The sequence below is a fragment of the Kribbella antibiotica genome (genome assembly GCF_004349055.1).
In the GTDB taxonomy this organism is placed as follows: Bacteria; Actinomycetota; Actinomycetes; order Propionibacteriales; family Kribbellaceae; genus Kribbella; species Kribbella antibiotica.
Genome location: NZ_SMKX01000037.1, coordinates 1 through 21,725, shown reverse-complemented (window position 1 = coordinate 21,725; position 21,725 = coordinate 1). Strand labels below are relative to the sequence as shown.

Below are 21,725 nucleotides of genomic sequence, written 5' to 3'. Positions count from 1 at the left end.
AGGTCTATCCGTGTGAGGCCACCATGATTCTGATCGGTCGGAGCAAGTGGGTGCCACCCCGCCAATGGAAGCTCTGGTCGTTGCCACGCCCGGCGCTGAGCTATGTGCTCGGTGTCGATGCTGTCGCGATCGCGATCACCGCCTTGGCTCTGGCCTCGACGATCTCCGGCGCCCGAGCCGGCGTCAGGCCGTCGGAGTGGGTCGCCTTCGCCGTACTGACGGCCGCCTCGGTCCTGCATCTGGAGTCTGCCCGCGGAATCGAACGGCGACGCGAGATGGCGGCTAACAGTTCGCCCTACACGAACCTGAAGAGCCTCTGGGTCTTCGCCGGTCTGCTGCTGCTCCCGCTGAGCCTGGTGATCGCACTGATCGTCGTCTCGTACGGGTACTCCTGGATTCGCGTCTACGGCCGGACGATCGCGCACCGGAAGGTGTTCTCCGCGAGCACGTTCATCCTGGCCAGCGCCGCGGCTGCCGCCGTACTGCGTGGTGGCGGGCTGATCGCTGAGCCGCGGGTGCCGACCGGCCCGTTCTCACTGCTTGTTGTGCTGGGCACTGCGACTACCTGGTGGCTGGTGAACTTCGCCCTGGTGATCGGCGCGATTCTGCTGTCGTCCCCGGACGCCACGGCTCGTAGCGCCCTCGGCGACCTCTCCGATCAACTGGTGGTGGTCGCGGGGCTGGGGCTTGGTGTGGCGGTCGGTGCGCTGCAGGCGTCGTACCCGTGGGTGGTGCCGATCCTGATGGTGACGGTGCTGACGCTGCATCGCGATCTGCTGCTACCGCAGTTCCAGCGTGCTGCTGGGACGGACGTGAAGACCGGGCTGGCCACACCGGCGTACTGGGCGAACGCCGTACCGGTGGAGTTGGCGCGGGCGGAGACGCTGCGCAGCACGGTCGGTCTGTTGATGCTGGACCTGGACAGGTTCAAGGAGATCAACGACACCTATGGTCACCCGGCCGGCGATCAAGCGCTGAAAGCTGTCGGGCAGAGCGTTCGGGCAGAGGTCAGGCAGGGCGATCTGGTCGCACGGGTCGGTGGCGACGAGCTGGCAGTCCTGCTGCCTGGCGCTTCCGAGACCGAGGTACTCGAGGTCGCGGAGCGAATCCGGGACCGCCTGAGCGCACTGAACGTGTCGGTCGACACTGCGGCCGATCGGACCGCGGTGATCACCGGTGTGCCGGCCTCCATCGGTGTGGCGGTGTATCCGGACGTTGCGAACACCATGGACCAGCTAGTGCTCGCCGCTGACAACGCCTTGCTCACTGCAAAGCAGGACGGCCGGAACCGCATTGTCGCGGCCCGGCCGAATCCACCTGCTGTTACTGACCACGCAGACCAGCCGGTCGAACCCTGATCAGAGCTTTGCCGAGCAGTACGCGCTGCTCGAGGGCTGTGTGGGCCTCGGCCACGTGATCCAGGTCGAACACGCGGTCGACCACCGGGACCAGGTCGCCGGCCGCGGCTCGTTGCAGCACCGCCGCATCGGTAACCGTCGTGGCGACGAGGTCGACGCGGAGGTCTTCGATCCCCTTCACCGTGATGCCTCGACGGTCGGCCTCAGCCGGGTCGTAGGTGGCAAAGGTCCCGCTCGGCGCACCATGCGCCGAGAACCAGCCACCGTCCTTGACCACACCGAAGGCTGTCGTGCCCAGCTCGCCACCGGCACCTTCGAAGACCACGTCGGCGCCGCGGCCACCGGTTGCCTCCAGCACCGACTTCTCCCAGCCCGGCTGCGAGTAGTCGATCACCACGTCGGCGCCCTGTGCCTGGCTGAGGTCGAGCTTGGCCTGACCGCGCGCGGCAGCGATGACACGTGCGCCGGCGCGATGCGCTAGCTGGATCAGCAGCAGTCCCATGCCGCCTGCCGACGCAGTGATCAGTACGTCCTTGCCCTGCAGGTCTGGGGCCAGCTGTTCGAGCAGTAGCGTCGTGAAGCCGTCCCCGGTCACAGCGACCGCGGTCTCAAGATTCAGATCGGTCTCAGTCAGTGAGTCGGATGCCGCCACAACCAGCTCCGCGTGGGCGGCGAAGTCCACGCTGCGCCCGACAACGGTCTTTCCGATCCACGTGTCGGATACCCCGGGGCCTGTCGCCCGGACGCGGCCACCGAAGCGACTGCCGGGCACGAACGGCGGTGTGACGTCGAAGTAGCCGCCATGGTGGCCACGGCGAATCGCTGCATCCACGAAGATCATGTCGGCCACCTCGACCTCGACCAGGACCTGTCCTTCCGCCGGAACCGGGTCGGGCCACTCCTGGATCCGGATCACCGAGGGTTCGCCGAACTCGGTCACCACTGCTGCACGCATGTCCTGCTCCTTCATCGTCGAGTGGCCCCAGCCTCGTCCCTGAACCTCGGTTGAGGTCAAGCCGATCCGAGTTGTCCACAGGCTTGCTTCGGCGACATGAAAGTTGTCGGTCGTCCGGCGTACTGTGCTGGGCATGTTCAACGCCGTCTTCGTGCCAGCCGACCCGCCACGCGCGGGCCGATTGGCGTTGTACGGCGAAGTCGAGGGTGCCGACGAAAGCGTCACTCTCGTGCTCCCACAGGGATCGCAGGTTCGGCGGACGACGGTCCGGGCGCGGCTGCTGACCATTCCAGAGGCGCTCGAGCTGGCCTCGTCGCCGGTGCCGGGCGCCGCGAGTTGGGAGGCCTGGCGAGCGGCTGCATTGGCCGGGCTCGGGCTGATCGCGCGCGGCCGACTCGTGCCCGACCTCACCCCCAATGGGTACGGCGGCTGGCGGGTAGCCCCACTGGATCCGCCGGATCGCGGGTGGCTGAAACAGCTGGTTGCCGCGATGCCGCCGTACGGGCATGCGTTGCCGCTTGAGGGATCGCGGCCGGTGCGGTTGGTCGATCCAGAGCAGTTGGTGCGAGCGTTCTGGGATGCGATCGCGGACACGCTGGTGCGGACGCCCGCTGCTGCTGTCGCAGCTCGGCCGGGTGCAGCGGCGTTTGCGGCCGTGGAGCCGCTAGAGGTCGCCGGACCGACTGAGTGGCTGGCCGAAACGGCACAGAGCGAGGACGCCGGTGCTCGGCTGGTCCTGCGGATCGAGCCGCCGGCCGAGGAACTCTCTGACTTCCAGGCTGTGTTGCAGCTTCGCAGCGAGCTGGATCCCAGTCTGCTGGTCGATGTGGCCGAGGTGTGGACCGCACCGGCCGCAGTGCTCGCCGCACTCGGCGAGCGAGCTGAGACTGACCTGCTGTTGGCACTGCGGCGCGGGGCTCGGGTGTGGCCGCCGCTGTCAGCAGCCTTGCGAGACGCTGCACCCGCAGCGGTTGATGTTGATGATGACGCACTGGAGGAGTTGGCTGAGGGCAGCACTGCGTTGGAGGGCGCGGGTATTGAGGTGCTCTGGCCGGCTGAGCTGTTCACGAGTGGGCTGAGTGTGCGCGGGACGGTCGCGACCCCCACACCGGGAGCTGTGACTGGGCCTGACTTCAGCTTGACCGAGCTGGTCGCGTTCCGCTGGCGGCCGATGCTGGATGGGGAGGAGCTGACCGAAGAAGAGGTCGCTGCGCTCGCCGAGGCGAAGCGGCCGATGATCCGGATGCGCGGGCGCTGGGTGCGCGTCGATCACGACCTCGTGCGCAAGCTGCGCCGCGGCGGCACGCACAAGCTGACCGGTGCCGAGGCGCTCGGCGCCGCACTGACCGGGACGATCGTGGTCGGCGGTGAGCTGGTCGCCTTTGACGCCGTCGGTTCGCTGGCCGACATGCTGAGCCGGCTCCGCTCGGGTGACGACACTGCGCCGTTCGAAGAACCGATGGGGCTGCAGGCGACGCTGCGGGACTACCAGCGCCGCGGGGTGGCGTGGATGGCGCAACTGACCGACCTCGGCCTCGGTGGTTGCCTTGCCGACGATATGGGGCTTGGCAAGACGATTCAGGTCATCGCGCTGCATCTAGTACGGCGTGGTCGTGGGCATGGGCCGACGTTGGTGGTGTGTCCGTCGACGCTGCTGGGCACGTGGGAGCGCGAGTTCGCCAAGTTCGCGCCGGATGTGCCGACTCGGCGGTTCCATGGTGCCGGGCGGTCGTTGAGTGATCTCGCTCCGGACGAGGTGGTGCTGACCACGTACGGCGTGGTGCGGCAGGATCATCACGTTCTTGGCGAGGTTCAGTGGGGGCTGGCCGTCGCGGATGAGGCGCAGCACGCCAAGAACCCGTTGTCTCGGACAGCTCGCGCACTGCGAACGTTGCCGTCGGCAACCAGAATCGCGCTGACCGGGACGCCGGTGGAGAACCGGTTGTCGGAACTCTGGTCGATTCTGGACTGGGCAGCGCCGGGGTTGCTCGGAACCCTCGAGCGGTTCCGGCAGGACATCGCCGTACCGGTGGAGCGGTATCACGACGAAGAGGCGACGTCCCGGCTGGCGCGGGTCACGCGGCCGTTCCTGTTGCGGCGGCGCAAGATCGACCCCGGGATCGCGCCGGAGTTGCCGCCGAAGACCGAGCAGGACGTCGTCGTACCGCTGACGGTTGAGCAAGCGACGCTCTATCAGGCGGTGGCTACCGAGACGCTGGCCAAGATCGAGTCCTCGGAGGGGATCGAGCGGCGCGGGCTGGTGCTCAGTCTGCTCACGCAGCTCAAGCAGATCTGCAACCATCCGGCGCAGTTCCTGCATCAGCCTGGTCCGCTGGAGCGGCGGTCCGGCAAGCTGGCTGCGCTCGACGAGCTCCTCGACGTCATCCTGGCCGAAGGCGAGTCGGTCCTGATCTTCAGCCAGTACGTCGAGATGTGCCGGCTGATCGAAGCGCATCTGGCGACGCGTGGTGTGCAGCCGCTGTTCCTGCACGGTGGGATCGGGGTGCGCAAGCGCGAGCAGATGGTCGAGCAGTTCCAGGCAGGTGAGTCGCCGGTGTTCCTGCTCTCGCTCAAGGCGGGCGGTGTCGGGCTGACCTTGACGCAGGCGACACATGTCGTGCACTACGACCGCTGGTGGAATCCGGCAGTCGAGGATCAGGCGACCGACCGGGCGTACCGGATCGGGCAGGATCGGCCGGTCCAGGTGCATCGGCTCGTCACGGAGAACACGTTGGAGGATCGGATCTCCGCGGTCATCGCGGCGAAGCGTGAGCTGGCCGATGCGGTGGTTGGCTCGGGCGAAGCTTGGCTGAGTGAGCTCTCCAACGCGGAACTGTCCGAGCTTGTCGAATTGTCGACCGGGCCGGCGCGCTCGGGCTCTGCCAGTGGCTACAACCCTTCTGCTGTTGGGAGGGCACGGCCGTGAATGAGCGCACACCATGGCGAGGCTGGCGGGACAAGGGCGAGGACGCCGGGCTACCTGCAGCCCGCGGGCCGGGTAGTCGACGGCCGTTCGGTGCGACGTGGTGGGGACGCGCCTGGTTGGAGGCGTTGGAGCAACGGGCGCGGCTGGATCCGAACCGGCTGGCACGCGGGCGCTCCTACGCGCGACGCGGCAGCGTGCTGGAGCTGACGGTCACACCGGGCGAGGTCGACGCTGTCGTGCAGGGCAGCCGCACGACGCCGTACCAGGTGGCCGTGCGGATCCAGGCGTTCTCAAGTGCGGAGTGGGATGCCGTGCTCGATGTCGTGTCGGCGCAGATCGGGCGAGTCGCCGCGCTGCTGGACGGCGAACTGCCGCCGGAGGTGGTCGACGACGTCCGCGCCACCGGCCTGGATCTGCTGCCCGGTGCGGGCGAGATCAAGACACACTGCAACTGCCCCGACTTCGCCGTACCGTGCAAGCACTCGGCAGCTGTTTGCTACGTGATCACCGACGCGCTCGACAGTGATCCGTTTGCGTTGCTGCTGCTTCGCGGCCGGTCCAAAGACGATCTGCTAGCCGCGCTCCGCGCCCGCCGCGGCACGTCGTCAGCAGCGCCAGTGGTCAAGGCCGCTCCCCCAGGCATCCCGGCCCGTGCTGCGTACGCCGCTCGGGTTGGCGCACTGCCAGTCGTGCCACGGCCGTTGCGATCCGCGCGACTACCGGCGGCAGTGCAGGCGCTGGACCCACCTCGCTCATCGGAGATCGACGTAGGCGATCTGGTCGCCTTAGCAACCGACGCCGCCCAACGCGCCTGGGAGCTAGCCTCCGGCGACGGCATGCCCGAGCTCACCTTCGACCAAGACCTGGCCCGCCGAGCCGCAACCCTCAGTACGGCGGACCTGGCCGAGCTCGCGCACCGATCCGGCGTACCGGCTCGTCAACTCACCAGCTGGGCCGCCGCCTGGCGCCAAGCCGGCCCCGGCGGCCTAGCCGCAGCCACCGACTCCCCCACCACCCCAGACCCCGAAGCCCTAGCCGAAGCAGCCGCTCTACTCCCTCAAGCCACGATCGAAGCCAACCGAGTCACCGCCGGCAAACGCCAACTCCGCCTCGGCCCCGACAACCTCTGGTACCGCTTCGACCAACACTTCGGCGACTGGACCCTCAGCCGCCCACCCTCGCCGAACCCACAAGAACTCCTGGAATCCTGATGCGTCGAACTCTCACAGCGGTGTGCACGCTCGTACTGCTCCTGACCGCGTGCCAGGCGGAGAAGAAGCCCGAGCCCACACCAGTAGTAGCCACCGGCAACCTCTGCGAACGCATGCTGCCCAAGCTCGCGGGCCAGTGGAAGGTCGCACCAGCGGGGCCGTCCGGGGCAGTGCCGCTGACGGACAGTTGCCGACTGATCGACACCGAAGCGCCGCAGCACATGATCCGCGTATCGCTCTCGGTCTTGCCAGTAAGCGCCGCGGACGCCGTCCGGCTGCGGAAGCAGGAGGAGGCTGACAACCGCCGTGACCACGTCGCCACCAAGCTGATGGACGGCGACCTCGGCGAAGGCTCCTGGACGCTCGATCCTGTGGCGGCTGCGCCCCAGCTCGGCTTCCGGACTGGTGACCGTCTGGTCCTGCTTCGCGGAGACACCGAGTACGGCGCCTCCTACCGCAGCGACCGCTCGACCCTCGCGGAGCTTCAAGAGATGGCCAAGGTCATCACCGAACTTCCCAACGGCCTACCGACGGACCCAGCTGCCATCGACGAGCCGGGCTGCGCACCCGGCGCCGCTGCAGCAGCGAAGATTCTCGGCGCCAAGGCCGTCATCCGCCGCGGCGGAACGATGGATGGCTACCTCTACTGCCAGTGGGGCTCGGTCACCGACACCATCTTGGTTCGGGGCGGTGGCCAAGGATCCGATCAGGCCTTCACCTTCGCGGACTATCCGAATTCCTCCGCGAGGGCCGTGAAGGTCGGCGACGAAGGCTGGCTGCAGACCGACGGCATCTACCTCGCCTTCCGGGTCGGGAACGCCTATGTCGCCGGCTACACCACCAGGAAGAACAGCGGACCGGCACTTGTCGAGCTGGGGCGGGCGATGACCCCGTCGTACCGGCGTTAGTTCTGGTCGAGGTCGGGCGGGGTGGTGCTGACGTGGTCCGGGTCGCCGGGATTGTGGTGAGCGGCGGTCTCGCCAGTGGTCTCGTCTTTGGCTACTGAGGCTGCGCCGCGGGCTGCGGCGAGCAGCGACCAGAGGACATAGACGACAGCGAGTACGACGACTACCAGGAGTGGGACGGCCAGTGCGGCGCCCATGGGGTCGCCTCCTTCGGATCGGTTCGCACCGGTACCCACCCGCCGCAGTTCGACGCAGGGGGCTACGAGGTCAGCGGAGTGAACGGCATGGGGGCTGGTTGGGGTGAGCGGTCCCAGTGCTCGTCCAACGGGGTTGGGCGCCAGCGCCAAGTGTCTGGTGTGGGAGAGCCGGGGATCTGGGTGCGGCCGGTGAGCCAGCGGAGGTTCAGCCAGGGGTCGTTGGTGGGGTGGGGCTCGTGGGGGAAGGCTCGTTCTAGGAGGCGGGCGCAGAGGTCGGCAGGCGGGACGAGGGGTTCGCCGAGGGTCGATGTGAGGTCGTGGCCGTGTAGGAGCGACTCGACACAGGCCATGGCGGTGAAGCCTTCGGGGTCGCCGATGCCCCAGGGGTGGTAGGCGCGGACTGTCGGTGGGGTGGAGCGGACGACTAGGGCGAGGATGCGGCCGGCGGCTTCGAGGAAGTCGAGGACACCGGCGGGTGGGGCCAGCTCTTGGGCGGTGGCTGACCAGCGGACGTACTGCGTTGGAGCAGCGACTGCTAGTTGGGTTGCCCAGTGCAGGTGGGCTTGGCCGACGTGCTCCGCGGTGGTGCGGCAGCTCCAGTCGAGGGAGCCGGCGGAGGCTGACCAGTCCTGGTCGATGGTGGAGCGTAGAGCGTCGACGACGCAGGTGACTGCGGTGTCGAGGTCGTCGGCCGTGATCACGCGCGGCGGCGCAGCGACGTACCAGCTTCCAAGGCGGGCACCAGGTGGTCAGCGATTTTGGCGTGGCCGGCGACTGAGGGGTGGACGGTGTCGGTGCAATCGTCCTCGGTGATCCAACCGGTGGAGTCGATCAGTACGACGTTCTCGTCGTCGAGCGACTTCACCGCCGAGCCGATCACGTCGGCGTGCTTACCGTTGAACGGGGTGAGCGCAACCACCGTCGTCGACGGGTACGCCGTTCGCACCCGACCGACGTACTCGGCGTACTGCTCCGGTGTCAGCGTCTCGTCGTTGACCCCGAGGTTGACGACCACCACGTCGGGCGCCTCGACGCGCTCAGCGGGCGAGCCGGCGAAGTTCCAGCCGAAGGACTCCAGGCCCGACGGCACCTCGCCGTTCCCCGGCCTCACGATGCCCTGGCGGCCGAAACCGACCTGGTACGACGTCGCTCCGAAGGCGCGGGCGGTCAGGTACGCGTACGACACCGCACCGTCCGCACCCTCCGACTCGATCTCCGGGCCGATCGCGCGCACGCCCTGGGTGATCGAGTCGCCGTAGAACTCCAGCCGCGGTCCGCCCGGGCGGCCGCTGAGTCGCAACCGGGAGTTCACGTCGAGCACCAGACCGGCGAAGACCACTGCGCTCTCGAACGGCGGGTTCCAGCGGTTGGCGTGCTCGTTGACGTCCTTCACGACCACCTCAACGCTGTGGCGACCAGTCGGTGCGGACAGGTCGATCACCGCGTCCTCCACCAGGTACAGAGTCGGTTCGCCGTCGTCCAGTGTGATCCACAGGTGCGGTGCGACCGTCAGACCAGTCGTGTCGAAGAGCAGCTGCACCCACTCCCCCGCGAAGGAGAACGAGATCCGCGACCCGGAGTTCACGGTGATCGCGACACCCGGCTGGTGACCCCACTGGCCCTCCAGCACGATCCGCGGGTCTGACGGAGCTACAACTTCACCCGGCTCGAACGGCACGTCTGCACTCCTTGCTAGTCGGTTGCGGCCGCCATTCTTTCACCACCCGTTCTTATAGGCCCGCGCCTCGAACAGGAGGATCCCGGCGGACAGTGCGACGTTCAGAGAGTCGGCCTGGCCGAGCATGGGGATCGACACCCCGCCAAAGCCCTGGGCGTGCCACTCAGCCGACAGCCCCGAGCCCTCCGACCCGACCACGAACGCCGTCGGTCCGTCGTACTGGGGCTCGCGGTAGCTCCCCTGTGCCGCCGGATCGGCCAGATGCACGCTGAAGCCGTGCTGGCGCAACCAGCCCGCCGCAGTGGCGATCTCCTCGAACTCCACGACCGGAGTGGACAGAACGGTGCCCCGACTGGCCGAGTAGACCGCCGGATGGCTCGGTCTGGCTCGCCGGCTGGTCAGAACCAAGCAGTCCGCGTCGGCGGCGTCGACAGTCCGGATCAGAGTGCCGAGATTGCCGGCGTACTCGACGCCGTCTGCGACTAGGACCAGTGACTGCTCGGTGAGGTGGAGTTCGTCTGGTTCCCAGACTGGGAGGCGCGCGATCGAGAGCAGACCGTCGGAGCGTGTCCTGCGGGACAGGCGGTCGAGCAGCTTGGGCGAGATCCGGTAGACGTCGGTGGCTCGGGCGGCGATCCGGTCGACCGGATACGTCGTACCGGCTTCGGGGCACCAGAAGAACGCCTCTAGCTGGGTGTCAGTGGCGAGTAGTCGGTCGTGTTCCCACGCGCCTTCGATGAGGATGCGGCCTGGAGCGGCGTCCTTGCGGACGGTGAGCAGGTCACGGACGGCGGGGTGCTGAGCGCCAATAGCCGACGCAGCGGGATGCACAGTCATGTGCGGGACTCCGTACTGGAGAACTGAGCAGCGCACCGGGGACCCTGTCGTGGGTCGCGCACCGGTGTGTGAACGCCGCTATTCCGGCGTTGTGGTCCTGACGCGGTCTACCTGGACCGCGTCAGCCAAGGTGATGCTGCTTCATGTTCGCGATCGTAGGCAGCTCCGGCCACGGTCGTCATCAGGTTTTCCACAGGCTCGGCGGGCCCGGTTTTGGTCTGTCGGGGTGGATGGCTAGAGTCCTTTTTCTGGTTGCTGCTCGCTCGCGGGGGCGGCGCCACACGGGAGGAGTACGCATGGACGCGACATTGCTGGACGCCGAGGCCGAAGCGGCCGTGCTGCGCGTCTACCGGCAGGTGTTCGCCGTGCTCGCCCGCGAGGCCGGGGCGATGATCGTCGATCCGGAGCTGCTGGACGCCGATCAGGCGATCCTGGACGCCTTCGCGGAGGCCGGGAGCGACGGCTTGACCGTCGAGCAGGCGACGCTCGCCTGCCGCTCCTACCCGCACGACGTGATCGTCCGCCGCTTCGAGGTCCTCCGGCAGTACGGCGCCATCACCAAGCTGGTCGACCGTCCGAACGAGTTGCGCCACCGGGCCGCGTTCGCGCCGTACGTGATGTTGATGTTCCTGCGCCGGATGTCGGTGCAGGGCGGTCAGGGTGAACTGCACCAGTTGCTGACGCTGGAGGCACACAGCGTCAGCGACCCGAAGGCGACCGAGGACCAGGGGCTTGCGTCGCTCCAACGGCTGACGAAGGTGTTCCGGCTGCTCGGAAACGAGTTGGCCATCCTGGTGTCGACGAGCACGACCGCTCAGCTCCGGGAGAACGCACAGCTCGCCTGGGGTAACGAGCGGCTGATCGAGCAGGCTGAGAAGGTCCACCGGATCGTTCTCGACCGCTGGCCGACGCTGCACCGAGCGTGCACGTCGCTGCGGATGTCACTCGCGGCGTACGCCGATGCTGTCCAGCTGGCCGCGGGTCGGCTCGTGGAGCGAGCCGGTACGACGCGTGCGCTCGGGCTGCTGCCGAGCGAGACCTGGGTGACGTTCACGCGAGGCAGTGAGCCGGATGTGCTGGCCGCAGTGCTGGACGGGCTGCTGTTCGACGCAGCCTCGCCGGACTTTTCACCGCAGACCATGGTCGAGGCGGTCGAGACCGGCCGCCGATCCGGTACGGCGCGGATGGCGCCGCCCCGGCCGACTTCGGACGTGGAGGCGCCGGAGTCAGCCGCAGCGACTGATCGTGAGGAGCTTCGGGCCGAGGCTGAGCGGGTGCTCGCCGGGCGGCCGTCGGTGGAGATCGTCGAGGTCGTGGACGATGCGGGCGACTGGGTGACCGCACGCCGAGTGCTGGCGGAGCTGACGGCTGCGCATCTGCATGACGAGCTGGACTACGAGCTGGTGTGGTCGGACGGCATGCGGATCGACCCGTCGGCCGGGACGCCCTGGGCGACTGAAGGCGTCTTCCGGAAGGTGAGCCGATGAGCACGCAACCGTCGGAGGCTGTCGAGCGGCGGCTCTACAACGCGCTGTGGTGGGCCAAGGTGCAGTCTGCCGGTCCACTCGCGGTCGAGTCGGATACGCCTGCGGTTGCTGGTCTGACTCGCGCGGCTGAGCCGGACGGTTCCACGGTCTGGCTCGTGCCGACCATGCCCTCGGGCGCAGGCCACGCCGTACTGGATGAGCTTGGGACTCCCCCGGTCGCTGTCGAGCAGCCGAACGAAACTGCCCGTGTGCTGTCGATCGTCGTGGCCTGCTGCTGGACCGACCGCAGTGGTACCGCCTGGCCGGGTGCGATCGGCACGTTGACGCAGGTCAGAGCCGTGTACGCCGGAATGCGCGGCCGGGCCGAGCAGTCGAGCGACCTGACCCTCATCATCGGCAGCCTGCGTCGGTTGCACGCGACCCACTGGATCCGCTGGAACGAGAAGGCCGGCGAAGTCCGCCTCGGTCCCCGCGTCATCAACTGGACCGCCGCCGACCAAGCCACTCTCCGAGACCTCTGCCGCCACCTCCCCGACCCACCAGCAGCCGTCCTCACCACAGCAGCCGACGAGTCGGAAGCCGAGCCGCTTCCTGCCTCCGACGACGGACAGGAGGCTGGGGATGAGTGAGCTGCAGCATGCGTTGTTTGATCCGTTGTTGCAGGATCTGAGCGACCGGGCGCGCGACGAGGTGCTGGCTGCGTTCAGTGCGGTGCAGTATGCGGCGCATCCGGTGGCTGAGGTGCAGCTGGCCGGGCTGCGGGATGTGACGCTGCGGCGGCAGGTGCAGAAGATGCTGAAGCTGATCGGGCGCGTGCTCGTGCAGGTGGAGGGCACGCACTGGACGTCCGGGTATGCCGACGACATCGCCGCAGCGCTCACCGCGCAGGGCTGGCAGCCGTTGTCGGTCGTCGACCGCGCCGTACTGGTTCTCGTGCTGATCCACTCCGTCGCAATCCCCCGCAGCGAAGGCATCCTCACCGGCGACAGCTGGAAGTCGGCCCGGCCAACGACAGTGGACGAGCTGCGGACCACCAAGATCAGCGGTGAAGAGCGTCGGCTCGCATTGCAACGGCTGCGCGCCGCCGGGCTGATCCAGCTGTCCGGCGACCACTCCGGCGGCCCGAGCTACATCCCCGGCCCGCAACTGCAACGGCTGACTCCCGCCGCGCGGCGCCGGCTGCAGGACCAACTCATCCTGGCCGCAGCCCCAGCCAGTCCGATCGCCGAAGCCATCCGGGCCCGCAACGGGACGGCGACCCCGCTGGACGACGCATCGAGCAGTGCAGAACACAGCAGGGCCGAGCAAGAAGAAGGAGTGGCATGAGCAGCACGGTGGAGGACGGTCCGTTCGACATCCTCGGGTCGAAGGTGCTGCTCGGTGTCCAGGTCGTCGACCTGTCCCGGCTCTCCACGCACCCGATCCCGATGGTCGGCCAGGGGCTCGTCACGGTGGCCGGCCAAGGCCCGACCGACTCGAACGGCGCCGGCAAGTCGTCGTGGATCGCAGCCCTCAGCCTGCTGCACGCGGATGACCAGTGGCGGCTCACCAGCGGCGCCCCGGGCGCGGCCGAGCTCCTGTTCACCGCCGAAGCGGCCGGCCAGGAAGGCAACTGGTCGAACGTCGACCGCGGCTACATCGTCGGTGTCTTCTCCGACCCCGACCTGACCGAGCTCGACGAGATCGAGGCGGCCGCGATCACCGTCTGGATCCGCATCAACCGCAAGGCGTCGTATCTCGACCTGCGCTGGAAGAGCGGCCTCCACGTCCCGTACGGCGTGACCGAGGCCGAGCGTGCTGCCGGAGCGGACGCCTTGTGGGCCGCGCTTCCGCACTCCAACGGCCGCACCGACTTCCACGCCAACAAACTCTCCTCAGTCCTGTACGGCGGCCAGGTCCGCTGCGTCTCGTTCTTGTCGACCTCGGTCCGCTCGAGCCCGACAGCGAACCTGCTCGCCGAGCCGCTCAACGAGCTCGGCCCGGCCCGGATCTTCAACGCGATCGCCACCCTGACCGGCCTCGATCATGAGCTCGAGCAGGAGCAGGCGCACCGATCGGCCGAGCACACCCAGCGCGAGGCGACCAAACAAGCAGCGGCCGACCTGCAGCGTTGGGAGCAGGAGATGGCCGCGGTCGAGGCCGGAATCCTGCAGCGTGGTGCGGCGCGCGAGGCGCTCTCCGCAGCGAAGGAGTCCTGGCAGGCCCGCAACGCGCGGCACCTGATCGATGGTGATGCTCGCAACGGCGAGATCCAGCACGAGCTCGGTGAGCTCGAGCTGAAGGTCGCCGAGCAGGAGGCCCGCCGGGAGGCGGTCGATGCCGCGATCGATGCCTTCGGCAACGAAGAGGTGTTGCTCCGCGATGTCCAGCTGACCCGCCAGGAGCGAGACAAGCTGGATGCCCGCGACCGCGATCTCGATCTGGCGCAGCGCTCAGTGCGCGAGCAGTTGGAGCGGCTCGGTCAAGAGCATCGCAAGTTGCTGGACGCGGGGCGCTCCGCGGACGGTCGCGACCTGGTGGCCGCTGGTGAAGAGCAGGCCGAAGCGCGCGAGTCGCTGGAAGAGCACATCGGGCGCGACCATGCGGCTCGATCCGCAGTCGATGTCGCGAGTGCCGAGCTGCGTGAGGCTGAGAGCGGGCAGACCGTTTCCGCCGCTCAGCAGCAAGTCCTGGAGAACGCCGGGCTCGAGTGCGGCGCGCTCACCGACATCACCGACCTGCCAGCAGCGGCTCGTTCCGAGTGGGAGCCGCGACTGGCGCCGTACCGGGAGGCTGTGGTCATCGACGCCGGTGACGCGGCCGTTGCTTCGGCTGCGCTGGCTGACGCCGGGTACGCCGGATTCCTGCTGGTGCTGGCGAATCGGCCCGGAGCCAAACCGGCCAAGGGTGTTCCGACCTCGGCCGACAAGCGCTTCACTCTGGACGCCTTCTTCACCACGCTCGCCGAGCGTGCCACGAAGGAGAACATCGACGACGCCGCCGGTGTCGTGGCGGTCGGCCAGTTCGACGAGCCACTGACCGGGCGGACCGCGCGCATCGAGGCAGCGCGCCGCCGCGTCGAGGCCGCAGCCGAAGCGCGCGGCGCAGCATCGGCGGCACTCGATCAGGCGCGCGCACGCGTCGACCAAGCAGAGCGCCGTACGGCGGCCGCCCGCGCTCTCGCCGATGCCGAGTCGGTGCAGGAGCAGATGCTCGCGCTCCGCGAAACGATCGACCGCCACGAGACCGATCGTGACTCGCTCGCCCCACAACTCCAAGCAGCCAAGGAATCCGCGGAGGCCGCGGCCGGCCAGCAGTTGGTGCGCGACGAGCGGCTCAAGAACCTCGAGTCGACCCGGCGCGATCATGATCGCGTCCTCGACGACCTCGCTGGCCGCCGGTTGCGGCTGCTCGAGGAGCAGACCGGGCTCGACCTGACCAGCCGAATCACAGCCTGGGGCACGACGCCGGCCGAGGCCGAGGAATTCCTGCTAGGACTCGCCGACGACGCCCAGCGCCGGACCACGGCCGACTGGAATCACCTGGCCTGCACGCAGCTCGACGACGTGATCCGCCGCTGTTTCCCGAACGCCCGTTCCCGCGAGGAGATCCCGGCCGAGCTCTGGGAGATCCTCAACGGTTCGGAGGGCTGGTCGAACGGCACGCTCAGCACCCGGGTCGGCCTGGTGCCGGCGCTGCAGCGGACGCTCAGCAGTCACCTCGCGCAGCACGAAACCTTCGACAGCCTGCAGCAACAGCAGATCGCCAACCAGCGCGCCGAGCGCAACGCCGCGTTGGAGCGGGCCCGCGAGGGTCTCGGCGAGGCCGAGAGCACGGCTCGCGCCCACCGCGCGTCCCTGGCTGACGGCATCAAGGCGCGGCTGCGGCTGGTGTCGCAGGAGTTCGACCGCCTCGACCAGCAGTACGGCGGATACGGTGCGAAGCTCGAATTCCCCGAGCCCGACCCGCCCTCCGAGCCGGACAAGCCGTGGCGCTGGACGGTCACGCCGAAGTGGCGCCGTTCCGAGGGCGGACCGTTCTCGGCGTTCAACGTCAAGGGCAACACCGCGCAGATGGACGAGAAGGCCGTCAAGCTGGTCTGCGCCGCGGCGCTGGCCGGCGGATCCGACCGGCCGCTGCTGCTGATCCTCGACGAGCTCGGCCGCAACCTCGGGTCGCAGCACCGCCGGGAGGCCGTGGCGCTGTTCGAGCAGATCGGTCGCGACCGCAACATCACGGTCATCGGCGCGCTGCAGGACGACATGGAGCGGTATGCCCTCGCTTCATCGCGGCTGTATGTGAAGCTGCGCCGCAGCTCGGACACCATGGCCTACAACCAGGCGCCGGTGGTCAAGGGCAACGAGGAGTACTCCGCCCGGGTGGAGCTGCTGCGCTCGTGGCTCGAGTCCTACCGAGGCAAGACCCCGACGCTCGAGATGGCTTCACCTACCCTCACGTAGACAAACGCTTTCCGACAGAAACAATCATCCACACTCTTGATTAAGTCGCTTGAGCCTTCATACTGACGGGTGAGAGCGCTCTCTCCTACCGCCCCGAGGAGACCACAGATGACCTCCGGCCTGCTTCGTCATGCCTCCGTTCGGCTCACTCTGCTGATCGTTCTCGCGATCCTCAGCAGTGCGCTGGTCTCGGCGCCTGCCGAGGCCTTCGCCCCGAAGCCACCACCGTTGACCACGCCGTGGACCAATCAGGTCTCGGTCACCAATCCACTCCCGGAGTATCCGCGGCCGCAGCTGACCCGGACCGAGTGGCAGAGCCTCAACGGCACCTGGCAGTTCGCGCCGACCAGCAACCTCAACAACCCGCCGATCGGCGGCACGCTCGCCGAGGAGGTGCTGGTCCCGTACCCGATCGAGTCCGCGTTGTCCGGCATCATGCGCCACGAGAACCGCATGTACTACAAGCGGAACTTCACCGTCCCGGCCGGCTGGTCCGGGCGACACGTGCAGCTGAACTTCGGCGCGGTCATGTGGCAGTCGAAGGTCTGGGTGAACGGCGTACTGCTCGGCACCCACGAAGGCGGGTATGACGCCTTCTCGTACGACGTCACCTCGGCCCTGCGCGCGGGAAACAACGAGATCATCGTCGGCGTCTGGGCGCCGGTCGACGCCGAAGACATTCCCTCCGGCAAGCAACGGCTGAACCGCGGCGGTATTTGGTACACCCCGTCGTCCGGCATCTGGCAGACCGTCTGGCTCGAGCCGACGCAGGCCACCTGGATCACCCGCCTCGACACCACCCCGAACGTCGCCGCCGGCGGACTCGACCTGAACGTCCAAGCGTCGTCCGCCGGACAATCGGTCCGCGCGCAGGTGTTGTCCGGCGGTCAGGTCGTCGGCGAAGCAACCGGTGTCAGCGGTACGTCATTCCGCGTCCCGGTCCCGAACGCTCGGCTCTGGTCCCCCGACGATCCATTCCTCTACGACCTCAAGGTCACGCTCGGCAGCGATGCGGTCGGCGGGTACTTCGGGATGCGGTCGGTCGGCAAGGCGATGATCGGCGGCTTCATGCGGCCGACGCTGAACGGCAAGTTCGTTTTCCAGCTCGGCACTCTCGATCAGGGCTACTGGCCGGACGGCCTCTACACCGCGCCGACCGATGCCGCGCTGCGCTTCGATCTCGAACAGCAGAAGTCACTCGGCTTCAACATGGTCCGCAAACACATCAAGGTCGAGTCGGCCCGCTGGTTCTACTGGGCCGACAAGCTCGGTCTGATGGTGTGGCAGGACATGCCGTCACTGGTCGCTGGACGCAATGCATCCGCGACTGGTGAAGCGCGGTACGAGACTGAGCTGCGCCGGATGATCGACAACCACAAGCAGATCACCTCGATCGTGCAGTGGATTCCGTTCAACGAGGGCTGGGGTGAGTTCCAGGCCGGCCGGATCGCCGACCTGGTCAAGAGCCTCGACCCGACCCGACTCGTCAACCACAACTCCGGGTCGAACTGCTGCGACTCCGATCCCGACCCCGGCAACGGCGACGTCATCGACGACCATATGTACGTCGGTCCTGGGATCGCCCGGGCTCCATCGAGTACCCGGGTGCTGCAGCTCGGCGAGTACGGCGGGCTCGGCCTGCACGTCCCCGGTCACGAGTGGCCGAGCGGGAACAGCTTCGCCTACGAGATGCTGCCGACCAGTGATGCCCTGACGAACCGGTATGTCCAGATCACCAGCCAGCTACCGGATCTGATCAACGGCTCCGGGCTGTCGGGATCGGTCTACACCGAGCCGACCGACGTGGAAGACGAGATCAACGGCTTCTTCACCTATGACCGCCAAGTGCAGAAGATGGACTTCGCCCGAGTGCGTGCCGTCCATCAACAGGTCCTCGCGGCCGCGAACGGTACGGCGCTACCGACCGGGAAGCTGGTGTCTTTCCGCGTCACCACGCCGAACTACACCAACCGCTACCTGCGCCACACCGGTGGAGTCGCGAACACTGAGGTGGTCGACTCCGGTAGCAGCCAAAGCCTGAAGCAGGACGCCTCCTTCTGGGTCCGCTCCGGGTTGTCGAACAGCAGTTGCTTCTCCTTCGAGTCGCGGAACTTCCCGGGCCAGTACCTGCGCCAGCGCGATCAGCGGGTCTATAAGGAGGCCAACACCGGCGGCACCTTCGCGGCCGATGCGACCTTCTGCACTCGCCCTGGTCTCAGCGGTGGCGGTACGTCGCTGGAATCGGCAGCGCGACCCGGCCAGTACCTGCGGCACCGGAACTCCGAAGTGTGGATCGACGGCGACACTGGCGGCTCCTTCCGCGATGACTCGACGTGGAACCTCATACCGGCATGGTGGAAGAGCGGTGCGGATCTAGGGGTCGGTCAGGCTCGTACGTTCCGCGTGACCACCGCCGGCTATACCAACCGAGTACTGCGACACCGCGAGAGCCTGGCGCAAACTGATGTGGTGGACGCGGGCTCTGCGCTGGCTGACCGCCAGGACTCCACATTCGTCGTACGGGCTGGGTTGGCGGAGAGCACCTGTTACTCGCTCGAGTCTGTGAACTTCCCTGGTCAGTACCTGCGGCACAGCAACTACCGGCTGCAGAAGGCGACCAGCGACGGTAGCGATACGTTCCGACGGGATGCGACGTTCTGTGCACAGCCGCCACTGGCTGGTGGTGCGGGGAACGTGTCGCTGCAGTCGATCAACTACCCCAGCTACTACGTGCGGCACTCCAGTGAGCTGGTGTATATCGCAACGGCCAGTGGGGCGAACGCTTGGGACGGTGGTGGCAGCTACAACGCCGACGCGACCTGGACGAACCAGTCCGGACTGGGAGGCTGAGATGCGCTCACTGCTCATCGCATTCGCGCTGCTGAGTACGACGCTCGCCGTACCGGTGTCTGCTCAGGCTGCGCCGGTCCCACTGGCTCAAGCCCCGCTGGCGCAGGTCTGCGCGGTCGCCTGCGACACACTCGATCCGTCGCGAGCTCAGCAGGAGACCTTCCCGGTACCGGAGAAGGTGATCAACGGGCGTCGCGTCGTACTGCACGTGTCAGACAAGGACTCGATGGCTTGGGGCAGCATCGACAACGGCGTCACCAACGACGCCGTCTGGCTCGATCGGAGCTGGGACGGCGGGGCGACCTGGGAGGGGCTGCTCGGCAAGGCGTCGGTCCCCGGAGGCTGGACCGGCACCCGGACGCTCATGTACAACCTGGCCGATCCAGGCGGTCACCGCCGCGGGATGATCCGCGCCTGCGGCGACGCGGCTGGGGTCGATTGCACCGCTTGGGCCTACTCGTCTGTCTGCGCTGCAGCCTGTGACGGCAGCGACGGCCCGTCCGGTGACAACCAGCCGGTACCGTCCGCGACGCTGTCCGGGCGCAGTATCAAGGTGCATTTCGACAACCGCGGGATGGCATGGGGCACGATCGACACCGGCCGCGCCGGCGACGAGGTCTGGCTCGACCGCTCCTGGAGCGAAGGCGCCTCCTGGCCCGGCGGCTCTTCACTCGGCCGCGTTGCCGCCGGCTCGGGCACCACCACAGCGAAGACGAAACTCTTCGCCACCACCGATCCACGCTCCAAGCTGTCCGGCGGCGTCGTCCGCGCCTGCGGCCGAGCCACCGAAGGCCAAAACGGAGCCTGTACGGCGTGGGCGCGGCCGGCGTCAGATCGAACCGCCGCCGCGGCCGACGCGCTGATGTATTCGTACCAGCCCTATACCGCCTGGTGGCTGTCGAGCTGGTGGAACTCGGCGGTCGCGCTGACCACGGTGATGGACTACCAGCAGCGGACCCATCGTACTGATCAGCGCTGGATCGTGAACGAGATGTTCGACAAGAACAAGGGCGTCTTCCCGGCCGGTGTGAAGAGCGGCGATGCGCTCGAGGGCAACTTCATCAGCCGGGCGATCGACGACACCGAGTGGTGGGCGATCGCGTGGATCCAGGCGTACGACCTGACCGGCGACCGGAAGTACCTGGACATGGCAGTCACCATCGCGAACTACGTCCACGGCTACTGGGACACCGGTTCGTGTGGAGGCGGCGTGTGGTGGGACCGCGAGCGGACCTACAAGAACGCAGTCACGATCGGGCTGTATGTCCGGATGACCGCTGCCCTGCACAATCGACTGCCTGGCGACTCGATCTGGCTACAGCGTGCGACCACCAGCTGGAACTGGTTCACGAACAGCGGGATGATCAACTCGGCCGGTCTGGTGAACGACGGTCTGACTGGGTCCTGTACGAACAACGGGCAGACGGTCTGGACGTACAACCAAGGCCTGGCGATCGGGGGTGCGCTCGAACTGTGGCGTGCGACCGGAGACAGCGCCGTACTGGCAAAGGCTCGGCAGCTGGGCGATGCGGCAATGTCGTCGACGGTGCTGAGTCCGAGCGGGATTCTCACCGAGTCATGCGATGCCGCAGGCAACTGTGATGACAACCAGAAGCAGTTCAAGGGCATCTTCATGCGCTACTGGATGGATCTGGCCGACAGCACCGGCGACGCTGCGTACAAGACTTATGCGCAGCGGCAGGCGGACTCGATCTGGCAGAACGACCGGGACTCGCTCAACCGGCTCGGGCAGCGGTGGGCCGCCGGCGGTGTCCGGGATTGGCGGACCCAGGCGAGTGGGCTCGGCGGACTGCTGGCAGCGACGCCGAAAAGCTGAGGTACTTCGGACGCTTATTTACCAAAACCGGACCCCGGTGGGCACCCTCGACCCACCGGTGCCGCAGACTGGTCGGGTGGAACTTCCAGGGAACCGCACCGGCGCTTCACGCCGAGTAGCCGGAACTCTGGCCAACCATCCGACCATCGGCGTACCGTCTGCTGCGCAGGATCGGCCGGCTCACGATCGGAGGGCGTGATGGCATCATGGCTGCTGCGCGCTCAGTGGGCTCACCGTGACGAAACCGTGGAGCAGCGCGCGCTACGGGTTGATCGCACGCTGACCGCGGTCGCTGTGGCATTTCCCGACGTCCATGCCTGGACTCAGGACGAACGCTGGGGATACCACGTCCTGGAAGCGGATGGCTCGGTTCCGCTGGAGGAGATGGTCGAGGCGACCACGAAGGTCCTCGCCAACGGCTCCAGCACAACTCGGCTGCATCTCCAGAGCACTGGCGACCTGCCGTGGCTGTTCGATCTGTCGATGGGCGGAACGCTCACAACGGTGTCGGACCAGGTCACGCTGCACTGGAGCGACGATGAGGCGCTTGTGCAGTCCGATCGCTTTGCTCAGGTCCTACGGGCAGTCGTGTCCATTTGGGAGCCTGAGTGGGCCAGCATCGCCAATACGGAGCTCGCGGCCGCTGCGGGGGTGTTCCGGCGTGGCATTCCGATGATGGGGTGGCTCACGTACGTCCGTGGCATGGTGGCCGGCGCACACGGCATCGATATCCAGCTCACGCCATTCGAACGCGGCACGTTGCTTCAGGCGCCGGTCTCGCCTGCAGAGCTCACGCCGGTGCATATCTGCGCCGCGGCGGCCCTGGTGGGCATCGCTCCGGAAGCCTGACCTGCCGCTCAGAAGTCCTCAGAAATAGCGAAAGCCCAGACACCTTGTGTCTGGGCAATTTTGTGTCTGGACAAATGTTAAGGGCCACCCCAGTGGGGTGGCCCTTAACAGTGTGAATGTCCGGCGGCGTCCTACTCTCCCACGACCTCCCGGTCGCAGTACCATCGGCGCTGAAGGGCTTAACTTCCAGGTTCGG

General features: G+C 67.6%; 16 protein-coding genes and 1 rRNA gene. 11 read left to right on the top strand and 6 right to left on the bottom strand.

Going from position 1 to position 21,725, the window contains the following annotated elements:
* Positions 1-23 precede the first annotated feature (23 nt).
* Positions 24-1,358 (top strand): GGDEF domain-containing protein, encoded by a 1,335-nt coding sequence (locus E1263_RS15400; protein ID WP_132167989.1) that lies wholly within the window; start codon positions 24-26, stop codon positions 1,356-1,358.
* Here E1263_RS15400 and E1263_RS15395 read toward each other — a convergent pair.
* Complete coding sequence (locus tag E1263_RS15395) at positions 1,324-2,313, bottom strand: zinc-binding dehydrogenase (RefSeq protein WP_132167988.1); 990 nt, start codon at positions 2,311-2,313, stop codon at positions 1,324-1,326. The genes E1263_RS15400 and E1263_RS15395 overlap by 35 nt on opposite strands.
* 133 nt (positions 2,314-2,446) lie before the next feature.
* On the opposite strand from E1263_RS15395, the gene E1263_RS15390 reads away from it, so the two are divergent.
* Genes E1263_RS15390 through E1263_RS15380 form a run of 3 tightly spaced genes read left to right on the top strand, consistent with a single transcriptional unit; the run spans position 2,447 to position 7,358 of the window.
* Positions 2,447-5,239 (top strand): DEAD/DEAH box helicase, encoded by a 2,793-nt coding sequence (locus E1263_RS15390; protein ID WP_132167987.1) that lies wholly within the window; start codon positions 2,447-2,449, stop codon positions 5,237-5,239.
* Entirely contained in the window at positions 5,236-6,450 is a 1,215-nt protein-coding gene (locus E1263_RS15385; RefSeq protein WP_132167986.1) for an SWIM zinc finger family protein, read from the top strand. Before E1263_RS15390 ends, E1263_RS15385 begins: the two co-directional genes overlap by 4 nt.
* Positions 6,450-7,358, top strand: a complete 909-nt coding sequence (locus E1263_RS15380) for a hypothetical protein (protein ID WP_132167985.1) — start codon at positions 6,450-6,452, stop codon at positions 7,356-7,358. Before E1263_RS15385 ends, E1263_RS15380 begins: the two co-directional genes overlap by 1 nt.
* Here the strand turns inward: E1263_RS15380 and E1263_RS15375 are convergent.
* The 4 genes from E1263_RS15375 to E1263_RS15360 form a co-directional block, all read right to left on the bottom strand.
* A complete protein-coding gene (locus tag E1263_RS15375; RefSeq protein WP_132167984.1) occupies positions 7,355-7,552 on the bottom strand; it encodes a hypothetical protein in 198 nt (65 codons plus the stop codon). The genes E1263_RS15380 and E1263_RS15375 overlap by 4 nt on opposite strands.
* Positions 7,553-7,614: 62 nt before the next feature.
* Positions 7,615-8,253, bottom strand: coding sequence for a hypothetical protein (locus E1263_RS15370; RefSeq protein ID WP_202868892.1), 639 nt, complete (start codon positions 8,251-8,253; stop codon positions 7,615-7,617).
* A complete protein-coding gene (locus E1263_RS15365; RefSeq protein ID WP_238161261.1) occupies positions 8,250-9,230 on the bottom strand; it encodes an SGNH/GDSL hydrolase family protein in 981 nt (326 codons plus the stop codon). The genes E1263_RS15370 and E1263_RS15365 overlap by 4 nt, the downstream gene beginning before the upstream one ends.
* A 39-nt stretch (positions 9,231-9,269) precedes the next feature.
* On the bottom strand, positions 9,270-10,067 hold the full coding sequence (locus tag E1263_RS15360; RefSeq protein ID WP_132167983.1) for a TrmH family RNA methyltransferase: 798 nt from the start codon (positions 10,065-10,067) through the stop codon (positions 9,270-9,272).
* A gap of 296 nt (positions 10,068-10,363) precedes the next feature.
* On the opposite strand from E1263_RS15360, the gene E1263_RS15355 reads away from it, so the two are divergent.
* The 7 genes from E1263_RS15355 to E1263_RS15325 all read left to right on the top strand — a co-directional run bounded on the left by E1263_RS15355 (position 10,364) and on the right by E1263_RS15325 (position 21,529).
* Entirely contained in the window at positions 10,364-11,554 is a 1,191-nt protein-coding gene (locus E1263_RS15355; protein WP_132167982.1) for a hypothetical protein, read from the top strand.
* Complete coding sequence (locus E1263_RS15350; RefSeq protein ID WP_132167981.1) at positions 11,551-12,183, top strand: hypothetical protein; 633 nt, start codon at positions 11,551-11,553, stop codon at positions 12,181-12,183. Before E1263_RS15355 ends, E1263_RS15350 begins: the two co-directional genes overlap by 4 nt.
* Positions 12,176-12,880: a hypothetical protein gene (locus tag E1263_RS15345; protein ID WP_132167980.1), complete on the top strand. Its 705-nt coding sequence runs from the start codon at positions 12,176-12,178 to the stop codon at positions 12,878-12,880. Before E1263_RS15350 ends, E1263_RS15345 begins: the two co-directional genes overlap by 8 nt.
* Positions 12,877-15,993 (top strand): coiled-coil domain-containing protein, encoded by a 3,117-nt coding sequence (locus tag E1263_RS15340; protein WP_132167979.1) that lies wholly within the window; start codon positions 12,877-12,879, stop codon positions 15,991-15,993. The genes E1263_RS15345 and E1263_RS15340 overlap by 4 nt, the downstream gene beginning before the upstream one ends.
* Before the next feature lie 108 nt (positions 15,994-16,101).
* The gene (locus E1263_RS15335; protein ID WP_132167978.1) at positions 16,102-18,843 is read left to right on the top strand and encodes an AbfB domain-containing protein; all 2,742 of its coding nucleotides are present in this window, start codon (positions 16,102-16,104) and stop codon (positions 18,841-18,843) included.
* Position 18,844: 1 nt separating this feature from the next.
* Positions 18,845-20,680, top strand: coding sequence for a glycoside hydrolase family 76 protein (locus tag E1263_RS43640; RefSeq protein WP_132167977.1), 1,836 nt, complete (start codon positions 18,845-18,847; stop codon positions 20,678-20,680).
* A gap of 198 nt (positions 20,681-20,878) precedes the next feature.
* Complete coding sequence (locus tag E1263_RS15325) at positions 20,879-21,529, top strand: hypothetical protein (RefSeq protein ID WP_132167976.1); 651 nt, start codon at positions 20,879-20,881, stop codon at positions 21,527-21,529.
* A gap of 118 nt (positions 21,530-21,647) precedes the next feature.
* Here the strand turns inward: E1263_RS15325 and rrf are convergent.
* Positions 21,648-21,725, bottom strand: a 5S ribosomal RNA gene (gene rrf / locus E1263_RS15320); the annotation flags it as partial.